This window comes from Burkholderia sp. Se-20373, from assembly GCF_017104705.1.
GTDB lineage: Bacteria > Pseudomonadota > Gammaproteobacteria > Burkholderiales > Burkholderiaceae > Burkholderia.
The window spans coordinates 71680-86214 of sequence record NZ_JAAGPH010000014.1; the positions used below are offsets into that span (position 1 = coordinate 71680).

Here is a 14535-nt window from a genome sequence, read left to right on the forward strand (position 1 = left end):
CCCAGCACCGCTCAATCGAGACGTTCGGTAAACCGTGACGTGATCGGGTAACGCCAGTCGCGCCCGAATGCGCGATGCGTGACGCGAATGCCGATCGGCGCCTGGCGGCGCTTGTATTCGTTGATCTTGATGAGCCGCGTCACGCGTTCGACGTCGGCCTGCGCGTAACCGGCTGCGACGATCTCGGCGAGCGGCCGGTCCTCTTCCATGTACATCCGCATGATCGCGTCGAGCACGTCGTACGGCGGCAGGCTGTCCTGGTCGGTCTGGTTCTCGCGCAGCTCGGCCGACGGCGCGCGCGTGAGGATCCGTTCGGGGATCACGTCGCGCAGCGGGTAGTCGGCCGTTGCGTTGCGATAGCGGCAGAGCCGGTACACGAGCGTCTTCGCGATGTCCTTGATCACCGCGAACCCGCCGGCCATGTCGCCGTACAGCGTGCAGTAGCCGACCGCCATCTCGCTCTTGTTGCCGGTCGTCAACACGATCGAGCCGAACTTGTTCGACAGCGCCATCAGCAGCGTGCCGCGAATGCGCGCCTGGATGTTCTCCTCCGTCGCGTCTTCCGCTCGTCCCGCGAACTCGCTCTCGAGGGCGGCGCGGAACGCATCGAACATCGGCGCGATCGCGATCTCGTCGTAGCGCACGCCGACGCGCCGCGCCATCTCCGCCGCATCGGTGGTCGAGATGTCGGCCGTGAAGCGCGACGGCATCATCACCGCGCGCACGCGCTCGGGCCCGAGCGCATCGCAGGCGACGGCCAGCACCAGCGCCGAATCGACGCCGCCCGACAGCCCGATCAGCACGCCCGGAAACCCGTTCTTGCCGATGTAGTCGCGCACGCCGAGCACGAGCGCGCGATACACCTGCGCGTCCGTCGACAGCTCGGGCTCGATCGCGCCCGACAGCGGCCGCGCGCCGTCGAATTCGACGATCGCGTGCCCTTCGACGAACTGCGGCATCTTCGCGACGAGCACGCCCTGCGCGTCGAGCACGAACGAGCCGCCGTCGAACACGAGTTCGTCCTGGCCGCCGACGAGATTCACGTACACCATCGGCAGCCCGGTTTCGCGGATCCGCGCGCGCAGGATGTCGATGCGCACCGCTTCCTTGTTCATGTGGTACGGCGAGCCGTTCGGGATCAGCAGCACCTGCGCGCCGGCCGCCTTCGCGATCTGCGCGGCCGACGCGTGCCACGCATCCTCGCAGATGATCACGCCGTATTTCACGCCGTTCAGCTCGAACACGAGCGGCTCGGCGTCGGTCGCGAAGTAGCGCTTCTCGTCGAACACCTCGGCGTTCGGCAGATCCTGCTTGCGGTAGGTGCCGACGATCTCGCCGCCGACGATCAGGGAAACCGCGTTGTAGGTATCGGTGGGCGGTACGCCGCGCTCGATCGGGCGGTTTGCATTACCATCGACGGCTGGCGCGTGCGCGCCTTCGCCCATGCCGCGCAGCGGATGGCCGACCAGCACCGAGAGCCCGTCGAATGCCTTCAGCGCGTCGGCGAGCGCGTCGAGTGCCGAGGCCGCCGCCGCGTAGAACGCGGGCCGCAGCAGCAGGTCTTCCGGCGGATAGCCGGACAGCGCGAGTTCCGGCGCGACCATCAGCTGCGCACCATCGTTGTGCGCGGCGCGGGCGGCCGCGACGATTCGCGCGACGTTGCCGGCGAAGTCGCCGACGGTGACGTTGATCTGGGCGAGAGCGAGTCGGGTCTTCATGGCGGGATCGGCGCAGCCCGGCGGCGCGCCCTGAACGGCTGACGAAATCGTCCCGGTGCGAGCCGCGCAGGCCCGCGCATCCGGCGACACAGAACGGTACGGATTCACGCTTGAAACACGAACGCATCGATTATCGCACGGGCATCCTGTCGTCCCCCGCGGAGGTGCCGGCCGATGAATGGAACGCGCTGCTCGCCCGCGACGCGCAGCCGACGCCCTTCCTGCGCCACGAATTCCTCGACGCGCTGCACGTCGCGCGCTGCGCGGTCGACGATACCGGTTGGTCGCCGCACTTCGTCACGCTGACCGACGCGCGCACCGGCCGCCTCGCGGCCGCCGCGCCCGTCTACGCGAAGCAGCATTCGTACGGCGAATACGTGTTCGACTGGGCCTGGGCCGACGCGTACCAGCGCAACGACCTGCCCTACTACCCGAAGCTGCTGTGCGCGGTGCCGTTCACGCCCGTGCAGGGCACGCGCCTGCTCGCGGCCGACGACGACGCGCGCCGCCGGCTCGCGGCCACGCTGCTCGCGTTCGCCGAGCAGAGCGACGTGTCGTCGCTGCACGTGCTGTTCCCGACCGGCGACGAAGCGGCGCTCCTCGAATCGATGGGGATGATGCTGCGCGAAGGCGTGCAGTTCCACTGGATCAACGACGGCTACCGCCACTTCGACGATTTCCTCGGCACGCTCGAGCAGAAGAAGCGCAAGAACATCCGCGCGGAGCGGCGCAAGGTGCATGACGCGGGCGTGACGTTCCGGCGGCTCACCGGCGACCAGATCACCGACGCCGACTGGCGTTTCTTCTCGCGCTGCTACCGGCAGACCTATCGCGAACACTATTCCAGCCCGTACCTGAATCTCGACTTCTTCCGCACGATCGGCGCGACGATGCCCGAGAACCTGCTGCTCGTGATCGCGGAAGCCGACGGACGGCCGATCGCAAGTGCGCTCGCCGTCTACCGGCGCGGCGAAAACGGCGGCGGCACGCTGTATGGCCGCTATTGGGGCGCGCTCGAACACGTGCCCTGCCTGCATTTCGAAACGGCCTACTACCAGTTGCTCGAATTCTGCATCGAGGCCGGGCTCGATACGTTCGAAGGCGGCGCACAGGGCGAACACAAGCTCGCGCGCGGCTTCCTGCCGACCGTCACGCACTCCGCGCACTGGCTCGCGCACCCGGCGTTCTCGGACGCGGTCGCACGCTTTCTCGAACGCGAGACCGAGCATATCCATGCGTACGTCGACGAACTGCGCGAACACGATCCGTTCCGGCGCGGCGGCGCGTAACGTCTCAAGGGCCCCGGCATGCGACGAAGCCACGGGCGCCCACGCGCACGCAATCGTCGAACGCCGGAACAGCGAAGTTTTCATTGATCCGCCTGAATCGATCTGTTGTACTTGTCACCCCACTCCAGCGTCCCAGTTTGAAAAAATCGACCGGTCACCATGCTTGACCGGCAGGAGCAGTACCTGACCTCTCGCAGCGGGGGCAACCCGAAGGTCATGGAGAGAGACATGGAGTTACGACAGAAATCGGTATCCGTCCGGGTTTACCGACAGGCGCTCGACGACATGCGCCGCAACGGCTTCGACGTCGCACCGCTGTATGCGACGCTCGGCATCGGCGCGGCCGATCTCGCCGACGACGCGCGGCGCATCCCCGGCGATCGACACGTCGCCGCGATGCGGCTGATGAGCGACTGGCCGTTGTCCTGGCATCGGCCGCCGCCGCAGGTCGTGCCGTGGCTCGCACCGTTCCCCGAGCTCGCGGGCATCACCTGCAACGCCGCGACGCTGCGCGACGCGCTGCACGGCTACCTGCGCTACCGCGAACTGATCGGCAACGTCGACTGGCTTTTCGCGCATGAAACCGGCGACGCGATCGCACTCGAGTACGTGAACGAGGGTGACGGGCGGCCCGCCAGCAGCGCATTCGCGAATTTCGCGATCCTCGTCGCGCTCGCGCGCCTGTACGATCCGCACGTGCGGATCGACGAAGCCGCGTTCGCGGGCCGCGCGTTCGCGCCGACGGCCGCGTTGCGCGATCTCCTCGGCGCGACGGTGTCGTTCGATGCCGCACGCAACCGCGTCGTGCTGCGCTCCGCGCGCTTGGACACGCCGTTCGCGTGCTACAACGCGCCGCTCGCGGACATCCAGCGTCATGCCGCCGACGCCGCGCGCGAACGCGTGCGCGCCCGCTCGACGTTCGGCGCGTCGGTCGAGCAATGCGTACGCGACTGGCTGCGCACGTCCGACGACGCCGAAGTGCCGTCCGACACACTGATGGAGCACGTCTGCGCGCGCTTCGCGATGTCACGCTGGACACTGCGCCGGCGGCTGCATCGCGAAGCGGTCGGGTTTCACGCGCTCGTCGCGCAGGCGCGGCTCGGTGAAGCGCGCGACCTGCTGCTGAATACGCAACTGCCGATCGGCGAGATCGGCGCGCGGGTCGGCTTCCGTTCGACGAGCGCGTTCACGCGCTTCTTCACGCGCGAACTCGGCGCGGCGCCGAGCCGCTTCCGCGACGGGCGCGGCGAGCGGTGGCGTTGACGGGCGCTTTTTCTGAGACACTGGCGGCTTCGCATCCTGCCGCCCTGCCATGTCCTGGTTTCTGTATCTGATCGAATGCGCCGACGACAGCGTCTATACGGGCATCACGACCGACGTTGCCGCGCGCTTCGACGAGCACGCATCCGGCAAGGGCGCGCGCTATACGCGCTCGCGCAAGCCGCGCGCGGTGCTCGCGTCGTTTCCACTGCCCGACCGGTCGAGCGCGTCACGCGCCGAGTACTGGGTGAAACAGCTCACGGCGGTGCAGAAGCGGGAACTGGCGGCCGGGTTGCGGACGCTGGAGTCGGTGCTGCCGGCGGTAGTGGCCGTCGACGCGAGTGGTGATACGGCCGGGTTGAAGGCCGGTGCGCGCGGGCGGAAGCAGGCGAACAACGTCGATCGTGCGGAACAGACGGTCGAGACGGGCAAAAAGCCGAAGAAGCCCGGAAAGGCCGGGAAAGCTGAAAAGGTCGACAAGCCTGCAAAAGCCAAAGCCGCCAAGCCCCCCACGGCGACAAAAGCGACCCCGGTCGCAAAGCGCAAGAAGCCCGAAAGCGATGTGATCGCAAAAAAGACTTCATCGCGCGACACACCGGTAAAAAAGCACAAGCCGGCCGCACCCGCTTCGTCGAAAGGAAAGGCGCCTGCAGCCGGCGGCAAACTCATCACGAACGGACGTGAAGATGCCGCGCCCGCCTCGGGTCGCCGCCGCCCGGCGGCTACCCAAGCCGCCGAAGCGCCAGCGGCTCCCGTTGTCCCTCGCCGCGCGAAGCGCGCGAAGGACGCGCCGTTCACCGCCCCGTCGCCTGCGGCCGTACCCGCCGCCGGACGCAAACGCCCCCAACGCACAAAACAAAACCGCGCGGCCTCCTGAGGAGACACGCGCGGTTGGCGTTTCGCACGGACCGGCCGTCGGCCGGTACGCCGCTTACTTCTTGTAGTTCGCTGCGCCGTCGGTGATTTCCTTGTGCGCGGCTTCGATGCCAGCCCAGCCTTCGACCTTCACCCACTTGCCCTTCTCGAGCGCCTTGTATTGCTCGAAGAAGTGCTTGATCTGGTCCTTCAGGTACTCGGGCACGTCGTCGATCGACTTCAGGTTGGCCGTCATCGGGCAGACCTTGTCGTGCGGCACGGCGACCAGCTTCGCGTCGACGCCCGACTCGTCGGTCATCTGCAGCATGCCGAGCACGCGCGAACGTACGATCGAGCCTGCCAGCAGCGGGAACGGCGTGATCACGAGCACGTCGACCGGATCGCCGTCGCCCGACAGCGTCTGCGGGATGTAGCCGTAGTTCACCGGATAGCGCATGCCCGTGCCGATGAAGCGGTCGACGACGAGAAGGCCCAGTTCCTTGTCCGCCTCGTACTTCACCGGATCGCTTTGCGCGGGAATCTCGATGATCACGTTGAAATCTTGCGGCAGGTCCTTGCCGGCCGGAACATGATTGAAGCTCATGAGCACTCTCTGTAGGTCGATGGGAATTCGGGACAGGGCGCCGCGGCCGATGCATCGCCGCAGGCGCCCCGCAAGGGAATGCGCCATTATAGCCAATCGACCGGTGGCGTCCGGATGACGATCGGCCGATAATCGTTCCGGATGCCCGGCCGTTGAACCATTGGCCGCGGTACATGGAATCGGTGTCGGTGGTGGAAGCGCTGTCGCCGGCCGACCGCTAAACAGGGGGCCTGGGTGAGCGCTGAAGCGCTAACTCGGGTCGCCCGCGAAGCATGGGACCCGAGTAAGCGCTGAAGCGCTAACTCGGGTCGACAGGAGCTGGCATGGAAGAGGCGAAGCACTTCATCGCGGGCGAATGGACGTTGCCCGCGCAACTGGAAACCATCGCGGTCGTCGATCCCTCCGACGGCCAGCCGTTCGCGTCGATCGCCCGCGGCACGGCGCCGGACATCGAGCGCGCGGTCGCCGCGGCCCGCGACGCATTCGCGGGCCCGTGGGGCGCCGCCAGCGCCGCCGAGCGCGGCCGCGTGCTGATGCGCCTGTCAGCGCGTGTCGCCGCCTCGATCGAGGAACTCGCCGCGATCGAAGCACGCGACACCGGCAAGCCGCTGAAACAGGCACGCGCCGACGCAGCCGCGCTCGCGCGCTACTTCGAGTTCTACGCAGGCGCCGCCGACAAACTGCACGGCGAAACCCTCCCCTATCACGCCGGCTACACGGTGCTGACGGTGCGCGAGCCGCACGGCGTCACGGGCCACATCGTGCCATGGAACTACCCGATGCAGATCTTCGGGCGCAGCGTCGGCGCCGCACTCGCGGCCGGCAACGCCTGCGTCGTCAAGCCGGCCGAGGATGCGTGCCTGTCGTTGCTGCGCGTCGCCGAGCTGGCCGTCGAGGCCGGGTTGCCGGCCGGGGCGCTGAACATCGTCACCGGCTACGGCCATGAAGCCGGCGCCGCGCTCGCACGCCATCCCGGCATCGACCACATCTCGTTCACGGGGTCGCCGGCCACCGGCAAGCTGGTCACGCAGATGGCGGCCGAGAATCACGTCCCCGTCACGCTCGAACTCGGCGGCAAGTCGCCGCAGATCGTGTTCGCCGACGCCGATCTCGAAGCGGCGCTGCCCGTGCTCGTGTCCGCGATCGTGCAGAACGGCGGGCAGACCTGCTCGGCCGGCAGCCGCGTGCTGATCGAGCGCACGGTGTACGAGCCGCTCGTCGAGCGGCTCGCCACCGCGTTCAACGAGCTGCGCGTCGGCCCGAGCCGCGCCGACCTCGACTGCGGCCCGCTGATCAACGCAAAGCAGCAGCAGCGCGTGTGGGATTTCCTGTCCGACGCGCAGCACGACGGCATTCCGATGGCCGCGCACGGGCAGGTCGTCGCCGACGCGCCCGAAAGCGGCTTCTACCAGGCGCCCGCGCTGCTGCGCGACGTACCGCCGTCGCACCGGCTCGCGCAGGAGGAAGTGTTCGGCCCCGTGCTCGCCGCAATGCGTTTCATCGACGAGGACGAAGCCGTCGCGCTGGCGAACGGCACGCCGTACGGCCTCGTCGCGGGCATCTGGACGCGCGACGGCGCGCGCCAGATGCGGCTCGCGCGGCGCCTGCGGGCGGGCCAGGTGTTCATCAACAACTACGGCGCGGGCGGCGGCGTCGAGCTGCCGTTCGGCGGTGTCGGCCACTCGGGACATGGCCGCGAGAAAGGCTTCGAGGCACTGTACGGCTTCACCACGCTGAAGACGATCGCGATCCGGCACGGCTGACCGTGCCGCAAGCAGCACTTGGCACGCGGCCGGCAGCGCCCGGCCACGTGCCGAAGCACGACGACACTCATATCCAGCACAGGAGACACACCATGCGGTTGAGCGGCAAGACGGCAATCGTCACGGGCGGCGGCTCGGGGTTCGGCGAAGGCATCGCGAAGACGTATGCACGCGAAGGCGCGAACGTCGTCGTCAACGACCTGAATGGCGCGGCAGCCGAGCGCGTCGCGAGCGAGATCGCGCTCGCGGGCGGCAAGGCCATCGCGGTGGCCGGCGACGTGTCGAGGCAGGACGACTGGCACGCGCTGCTGCAGGCCACGCTCGACGATTTCCACGCAGTGCAGATCGTCGTGAACAACGCTGGCACCACGCACCGCAACAAGCCGGTGCTCGACGTGACGGAAGCCGAATTCGACCGCGTGTACGCGGTCAACATGAAAAGCCTGTTCTGGTGCGTGCAGACTTTCGTGCCGTACTTCCGCGAACAGGGCGGCGGCGTGTTCGTGAACGTCGCGTCGACGGCCGGCGTGCGGCCGCGGCCCGGCCTCGTCTGGTACAACAGCACGAAGGGCGCGATGATCACCGCAAGCAAGTCGCTCGCGGCCGAGCTCGGCGCCGACCGCATCCGCGTGAACTGCATCAACCCCGTGCTCGGCGAAACGGCGTTGATGACCGAATTCATGGGCTGCGAGGACACCCCCGAGAACCGCAGCCGGTTCCTCGCGACGATCCCGCTCGGCCGCTTCTCGACGCCGCAGGACATCGCGAACGCGGCGCTTTACCTTGCCTCCGACGAAGCTGAATTCATCACGGGCGTTTGTCTCGAAGTCGACGGCGGACGCTGCATCTAGCCGCACCGGGCTGTTCGCGCGTCGCGCCGGGTTTCACCGGCCGGCATGGCGCCCACGCATTGCCTCGCACGAAACCGGATCGGGTGCCGCTGCGCCTTCCCCGGCCAACTATAAGGACAGGAGACAACATGGCAACATCGACGCAGTCGCTGCCGGGCTCGTCCGGCGCATTCGAGGAAGCAACCTACCGCAAGGTGTCGTGGCGGCTCGTGCCGCTCCTGCTGCTGTGCTACGTGGTCGCGTATCTCGACCGCGTGAACGTCGGGTTCGCGAAGCTGCAGATGGCGAGCGACCTGAACCTCAGCGACACCGTCTATGGGCTTGGCGCCGGGATCTTCTTCTTCGGCTATTTCCTCTTCGAAGTGCCGAGCAACATCATCCTGCACAGGGTCGGCGCGCGCGTGTGGATCGCGCGGATCATGGCGACGTGGGGCGTGATCTCGATCCTGACGATGTTCGTCACGACGCCCACGATGTTCTACGTGATGCGCTTCCTGCTCGGCGTCGCCGAGGCCGGCTTCTTCCCCGGCGTGATCCTCTACCTCACCTACTGGTATCCCGCACACCGGCGCGGCCGGATGACGACGTTCTTCATGACGGCCGTCGCGCTGTCCGGCGTGATCGGCGGGCCGCTCTCGGGCTTCATCCTGAAGGCGTTCGACGGCATCAGCGGGTGGCACGGCTGGCAATGGCTGTTCCTGCTCGAGGGCATCCCGTCGGTGCTGGTCGGCGTGGTCGTGTTCCTCAAGCTGGACGAGCGGATCGAGAAGGCGAACTGGCTGACCGACGACGAAAAGGCGCTGCTCGCGCGCAACGTCGCTGCCGAAGAGGCCACCAAGGAAGACCCGCCGCTCGGCGCCGTGATGTCGAGCCCGCGCGTGTGGCTGATGGCGCTGATCTACTTCTCGTTCGTGATGGGCCTCTACGGCGTCGGCTTCTGGCTGCCGACCATCATCAAGGCGACGGGCGTGACCGACACGTTCATGATCGGCCTGCTGTCGGCGATTCCGTATGCGGCTGCCGTGGTCGCGATGATCCTGATCGCGCGTAGCGCGGACCGGCACCGCGAACGCCGCTGGCACGTCGCGATTCCGGCCGCGATCGGCGCGCTCGGGCTCGTGCTGTCGGTGATCTGGGCGCACCAGACCGCGCTCGCGATGCTCGGCCTCACGCTCGCGACGATCGGCATCCTGACGACGCTGCCGCTGTTCTGGAGCCTGCCGACCGCCTTCCTCGGCGGCACGGCGGCCGCGGCCGGCATCGCGATGATCAACTCGATCGGCAACCTCGCCGGCTTCCTCAGCCCGTACATGATGGGCTGGCTCAAGCAGGCAACGGGCGCCAACGATTCGGGCATGTACATGCTCGCCGGGTTCCTCGTGCTCGGCGGGCTGCTGGCGCTGTCGGTGCCGAAGCGGCTGGTCGACAAGTAACGCAGGGCGCATGCCCCCCCCGGCCGATAACCGACCGACACCCGACACGCCCCGCTGGCCGGAACCGCTCCGGCCGGCGGGGCGTTTCTGCTTCCACGCACGCACCGCTTGAGAGATGCGGGTTCGGTATCCCGTCAACGATGACTCACGCCCCCAGAATATTCCCTATTGATCCATTTATCATGGAACAATAGGGAATATCTTGAACACCACTGGCCGATCATGTTCCATACCGTCGAAGAATCCGCCGCCCGCCTGCGCCTCCACCCGAAAACCGTCCTGCGCTTCATCCGCGAGGGCAAGCTGCATGCAGCGCGGGTCGGCCGCGCGTACCGCATCCTCGACGCCGACCTTGCCGCGTTCGCGCAAACGAAGCCGGCCGCGCCCGTCCCGCGTGCGGTGCGCGTCACCAGCATCGTCGACATTCCGGATGCGCCGCAGTCGCTGCACCAGTACCTGTCGCGGTCGCTGCACGCGATGGCGTCCGGCCGCACGTCGTATGCCGACCCCGTGCGAATCGACGTCACGTTCGATCCCACCGCGGGCGTGGTCAAGATCATCGTCGCCGCGACACCGGCCGACACGGCCGCGCTGATGTCGTCGGTCGACATGCTGCTGCAGCAAAGCGGAACATGAGCGCGATCTTCAAGTCGCCCCGCCATGCCCGCGCGATTCGCGCGGCTTACGACGCTGCGCTGTCGCATTGGCCGGCTGGACATCGGCGCATCACCGTGCAGACGCGCCATGGCACCACGCATGTGATTGCCTGCGGTCCGGCGCACGCGCCGCCGGTCGTACTGATCCACGGCGCGCAGACGACAGCGGCGAGCTGGCAGCACTACGCGGGCGAATGGTCGAAGCATTTCCGGCTCTACGCGATCGACGTAATCGGCGAAGCGGGACCCAGCGCCCCGTCGCGGCCACCGCTCGCGAGCGACGCGTACGCGCAGTGGCTCGACGACGTACTCGACGGCCTGGGCGTGTCACGCGCCGCGTTCGTCGGCATCTCGCTCGGTGCGCGAACCGCGCTCGATTTCGCGTTGCGGCGGCCAACGCGCGTCACGCGGCTCGCCCTGCTCTGCCCATCCGGCATCGGCAGGCAAAAGCCGTTTCTGTGGTGGGCGCTGCCGCTGTTACTGCTCGGCGATGTCGGGCGCGCGCGCGTGCGACGGCGCGTGCTCGGCCGCCTGCCGCCCGCATCGACGCCCGCATCGACGCCCGCCGAGCGCGACACGTTCGCGCTCATGCGCGCCGTGGATCGCGGCTTTCGCCCGCGCATTGAACCGATTCCGCGGTTCGACGACGACACGCTCCGGACATTGACCCTGCCCGTGCTGGCGATCGTCGGCGGCCGCGACGTGATGCTCGACTCGCGCGATACGCGCGATCGGTTGACGCGCCTCGTGCCGCATGCGCAGGTGATGTTTCTTCCGGAGCAGCCGCACTTCATCCGCGGGCAGCGCGACAACGTGCTCGCGTTTCTCACGTCGACACAAACCATCGACATGCAACATCGAATCGTTCAGGCAGCCGGCAGTCGTGTGCTCGTCCGCCATCCTTCTGCCGGCCTCGTCCGGCAGGAAAGCGATGCGCTCGATCTCGTCGCGCTCGCGCACGAGCATGAGGCCGATTGGGTCGCGGTGCCCGCCAACGCGCTGCACGAGGATTTCTACCGGCTCGATAGCGGGCTGGCGGGCGCGGTGCTGCAGAAACTCGTCAACTACGGCGTCCGGCTCGGTGTGGTCGGTGATATTGACCGCTGGCTTGCGCGCAGCGAAGCGCTTCGCGCGCTCGTGCGCGAATCAAATCGCGGGAAATCGGTGTGGTTCGTCGCGAGCGAGGAAGACCTGCTGCGCAGGCTCGGCGCGTAACGCGCCGCGCGCGCCCGCTGCGTCGCGATCGACGAAAAAAAGCCCCGAAGGCCGCCAGGCGTTCGGGGCTGGTTTGCGCCGCGGCGCATCAGACCACGGTAATCGCCAGCGCGCTTTCGCGGTAATGCTTCGCAGCCTTGTCGGTTTCGCCGAGATGCTCGAACAGCCGCGCGAGCGCGCGATGCGCACGCACCTTCAGCGCCTCGTTGTCGGCCAGCTTCAGTGCCGATTCGAGGAACGACTGCGCCTTGCCCCACAGCTGCTGCTGCTGGCACAGGCGACCGAGCGCGAACAGCAGGTCGGCATCCTCCGGGTGATCCTTCTTCCACCCTTCCGCCTTCTGGATCAGCGGCAGCGCATCGGCGCCGGCCGTATCCGGATAACGGCGCAGCAGGCGCGCATCCCAGTTGTGCGCGAGCGCATCCTCGACGATGCGGCGCGCTTCGTTGCGGCGCTCGAGCGGGACGAGCAGATCGGCGGCGAGATCGGCGAGACGCGGCGACTGGCGCTCGGCCGGCGACAGCGACTGCCACACCTCGAGCAGCGCGTCCGGGTCGTGCCGGCGTTCGCGCAGCAGGTTTTCCGCGGCCTGCTGGCGCAGCCGCACGGCCGCCGCCGGATGCAGCGCCTCACGCTTCTCCAGCGCCTTCGCGAGCTTCAGCACCTCGGCCCAGTTCTTCAACTGCTGCTGCGCGCGCAGCGCGACCTGTTGCGCATGGATGCGCTTGCCGCCCGCCTGCAGGTCGGCCAGCGCGGCAAGCGCGCCGTCGGCATCGCGCGCATCAGCGCGCATGTCGGCCGCGGCGAGCAGCCGTGCATCCTGCCATTCCGGCGCGTCGACCTTCGACAGCCAGTCGTCGCGGCGCGTGTATTCGTGCATCCGGTGCGCGGCCGTGGCCGCGACGAGACTCGCCGCACCCTGGTTCGCATCGACCGACAGCGCTTCACGCGCGGCCTTCTCCGCACGCGAGAAGCGGCCCGCATACAGGTTCGCGATCGCGTCGCGCAGCGACGCTTGTGCCTTCTCGTTGCGCGAGCGCGCCCGATACGCGGCGACCCGCTGCGGCATGCGCCAGATGTTGCGCACGATGCGCAGCAGCGCATACACGACGATGAACAGCACGACGATGGCGATCACGAACAGGTTCAGCGACACGTCGATCCGGTACGGCGGATAAACGAGCAGCACCTGCCCGGCGTCGAAACGGCCGACGGTGGCGAGCGCCGCGGCGATCGCGAACAGGACCGCGAGCCAGACGATTCCTCGAAGCGTCATCGTTACCCCCGGCTCTTGAACTGCTGAACGGCGTTCAGGCTCGTGTTCAGGTTCGGCACCGCAACCGTCAGCGATGCGCCGTCAACCTGCTTGAGCAGATCCTCGACGGTCTGCGTGTCCTTCGATGCCTGGTCGAAATACTTCCCGAGCGACGCCTGTGCGGCGTGCAGGTCGGCCTTCATCGCGCCGTCGTTGCGCGCGAGCAGCGACAGGCGCGCGGTCAGCAAGCGCAGCTTCACGTTCTCGCGCACGAAGTAGCCCTGGTCGGGCGACGCGAGCATCGCATCCGCGTTGTCGATGCGGCGCACCTGCACGAGCCCCTTCAACTGCTGGCCGAGGCCGGCCGAGAAGTCGTGCCACCACACCTTCCAGCGCGGCTCGCCGGCCACGGCCGACGACGCGGCGTCGGCCGGCGCGGCCTTCGGCGCTTCGTGCGGGACGATCGCCTCGCCGGACAGCGGCAGCGCGTCGATCTTCGCGATCGCATCATCAAGCTTGATCGCCAGGCCCGTGAGGTCGGCCGCCGGTGCGGCCTTCAGCTTCTCGATGTCCAGCGCGAGCGCCTTGCGGACCGTGACGGCCTGCGCGCTCTGCGACGTTGCGAGGCGCGCGTCGGCGTTCTGCAGCGCGATCAGCGCGAGCTGCGTGTTGCCGGTCAGTTGAAGCTGCTGGCTCGCGCTCGACAGCATCTGGTCGACCTCCTCGAGCATCCACGCATCGCGGTTGCGCGACAGGTCCTGGTATTGCTGCTGCAGCGCCTGCTGCGCGCTCTGCGCGTCGGCGAGCTTGCCGTCGAGCTGCGCAAGCTGCGTGTCGACCTGGTGCGTGCTCGCGAGCGCCTGCTCGGTCTTCATGCGCGTCTCGGCCGTCTGCGCATCGAGCGCCTTCTGGCGCGTGACGAACGTGTCGTCGAGCCGGTCGATCTTGCGGTTCAGCGCGTAGCCGCCGACGCCCGCCGCGCAGCCGAGCACGACGACGACGAACCACAGCACCGCGCTGCCGCCGCGGCGCGCGGGCGGTTCGGCGCCCATGTAGGCGGGGCGTGACGGCGGTGCGGATGCAGCGGCCGGCTGGGAAGCGACGCTGTTGGAATCGTTGGTATCTGTCATGCGTTTAGTCACCGGTGCGGCTGTCGCCGGTTGGACGGCCTCCTCGGCCATCGTTCGAAACGCGCGGACGATGCGCTCATCGCCCGCGCCGGTCAGCGTAATCCTATCAAAACCCAATGAACGCGCGGTCTGCTCGATCCGCGGATGCGGTGTCACGAGTGGCGCCCGCTTCAGCGCATCGATCTCGGCATCGTTCAGATGCGCCCGCGCGAGTTCGTGCAGGTTGCGCACGCCTTCCGAGCTCGTGACGAGCCACGCATGCGGTTCGCCGTGGAGCAGCGCATGCACGCGCTCCCACGCGCCGACGCGCGGCTCGGGCACGACGCGCCGGTAGGCGGCGACGAGCGTGACGTCCGCGCCGGCCTCGCGCAATCGCTCGGCGAGCCATTCGCGACCGCCGTCGCCACGCGCGATCCGCGCATGGAAGTGCGCATCCAGCGCCGGACATTCGCGTTCCGGCCCGAACTCGACCGGCCCCCCCCCCCACGCACGCTCGCCCCCGCCCC

The 14535-nt window shown here is 68.2% G+C and carries 12 protein-coding genes; 8 read left to right on the forward strand and 4 right to left on the reverse strand.

The genetic code is table 11. The features are described from left to right. Window positions 1-11: 11 nt before the first annotated feature. Entirely contained in the window at window positions 12-1718 is a 1707-nt protein-coding gene (locus tag G3N96_RS07845; protein ID WP_206136845.1) for an NAD+ synthase, read from the reverse strand. Window positions 1719-1828: 110 nt separating this feature from the next. Between G3N96_RS07845 and G3N96_RS07850 the strand changes: the two genes are divergently transcribed. The 3 genes from G3N96_RS07850 (at window position 1829) to G3N96_RS07860 (ending at window position 5144) form a co-directional block, all read left to right on the forward strand. After that, window positions 1829-3007 carry a GNAT family N-acetyltransferase gene (locus G3N96_RS07850; protein ID WP_206136846.1) on the forward strand — a complete coding sequence of 393 codons (1179 nt, stop codon included), beginning with the start codon at window positions 1829-1831 and terminating at the stop codon, window positions 3005-3007. Window positions 3008-3235: 228 nt separating this feature from the next. Next, a complete protein-coding gene (locus G3N96_RS07855) occupies window positions 3236-4270 on the forward strand; it encodes an AraC family transcriptional regulator (RefSeq protein ID WP_206136847.1) in 1035 nt (344 codons plus the stop codon). Window positions 4271-4319: 49 nt separating this feature from the next. Further along, on the forward strand, window positions 4320-5144 hold the full coding sequence (locus G3N96_RS07860; protein ID WP_206136848.1) for a GIY-YIG nuclease family protein: 825 nt from the start codon (window positions 4320-4322) through the stop codon (window positions 5142-5144). A gap of 54 nt (window positions 5145-5198) precedes the next feature. On the opposite strand, the gene ppa is transcribed toward G3N96_RS07860, so the two are convergent. After that, window positions 5199-5726 carry an inorganic diphosphatase gene (ppa, locus tag G3N96_RS07865; protein ID WP_011352863.1) on the reverse strand — a complete coding sequence of 176 codons (528 nt, stop codon included), beginning with the start codon at window positions 5724-5726 and terminating at the stop codon, window positions 5199-5201. A gap of 323 nt (window positions 5727-6049) precedes the next feature. On the opposite strand from ppa, the gene G3N96_RS07870 reads away from it, so the two are divergent. The 5 genes from G3N96_RS07870 to G3N96_RS07890 all read left to right on the forward strand — a co-directional run bounded on the left by G3N96_RS07870 (window position 6050) and on the right by G3N96_RS07890 (window position 11644). Next, window positions 6050-7489 (forward strand): aldehyde dehydrogenase family protein, encoded by a 1440-nt coding sequence (locus G3N96_RS07870; protein WP_206136849.1) that lies wholly within the window; start codon window positions 6050-6052, stop codon window positions 7487-7489. 92 nt (window positions 7490-7581) lie between these two features. Then, window positions 7582-8340: an SDR family oxidoreductase gene (locus G3N96_RS07875; protein WP_124582981.1), complete on the forward strand. Its 759-nt coding sequence runs from the start codon at window positions 7582-7584 to the stop codon at window positions 8338-8340. Window positions 8341-8468: 128 nt separating this feature from the next. Continuing rightward, window positions 8469-9773 carry an MFS transporter gene (locus G3N96_RS07880; RefSeq protein ID WP_124582983.1) on the forward strand — a complete coding sequence of 435 codons (1305 nt, stop codon included), beginning with the start codon at window positions 8469-8471 and terminating at the stop codon, window positions 9771-9773. Window positions 9774-9995: 222 nt separating this feature from the next. After that, entirely contained in the window at window positions 9996-10409 is a 414-nt protein-coding gene (locus G3N96_RS07885) for a helix-turn-helix domain-containing protein (protein ID WP_206136853.1), read from the forward strand. Next, window positions 10406-11644 carry an alpha/beta fold hydrolase gene (locus G3N96_RS07890; RefSeq protein ID WP_206136850.1) on the forward strand — a complete coding sequence of 413 codons (1239 nt, stop codon included), beginning with the start codon at window positions 10406-10408 and terminating at the stop codon, window positions 11642-11644. Before G3N96_RS07885 ends, G3N96_RS07890 begins: the two co-directional genes overlap by 4 nt. A gap of 88 nt (window positions 11645-11732) precedes the next feature. On the opposite strand, the gene G3N96_RS07895 is transcribed toward G3N96_RS07890, so the two are convergent. Together G3N96_RS07895 and hemDX are read right to left on the reverse strand one after the other, a co-directional pair. Continuing rightward, window positions 11733-12920 carry a heme biosynthesis protein HemY gene (locus G3N96_RS07895; RefSeq protein ID WP_124582989.1) on the reverse strand — a complete coding sequence of 396 codons (1188 nt, stop codon included), beginning with the start codon at window positions 12918-12920 and terminating at the stop codon, window positions 11733-11735. Between the two features lie 2 nt (window positions 12921-12922). Then, the coding region (hemDX, locus tag G3N96_RS07900; RefSeq protein WP_241022540.1) for a fused uroporphyrinogen-III synthase HemD/membrane protein HemX at window positions 12923-14535 on the reverse strand (1613 nt) is incomplete at its 5' end.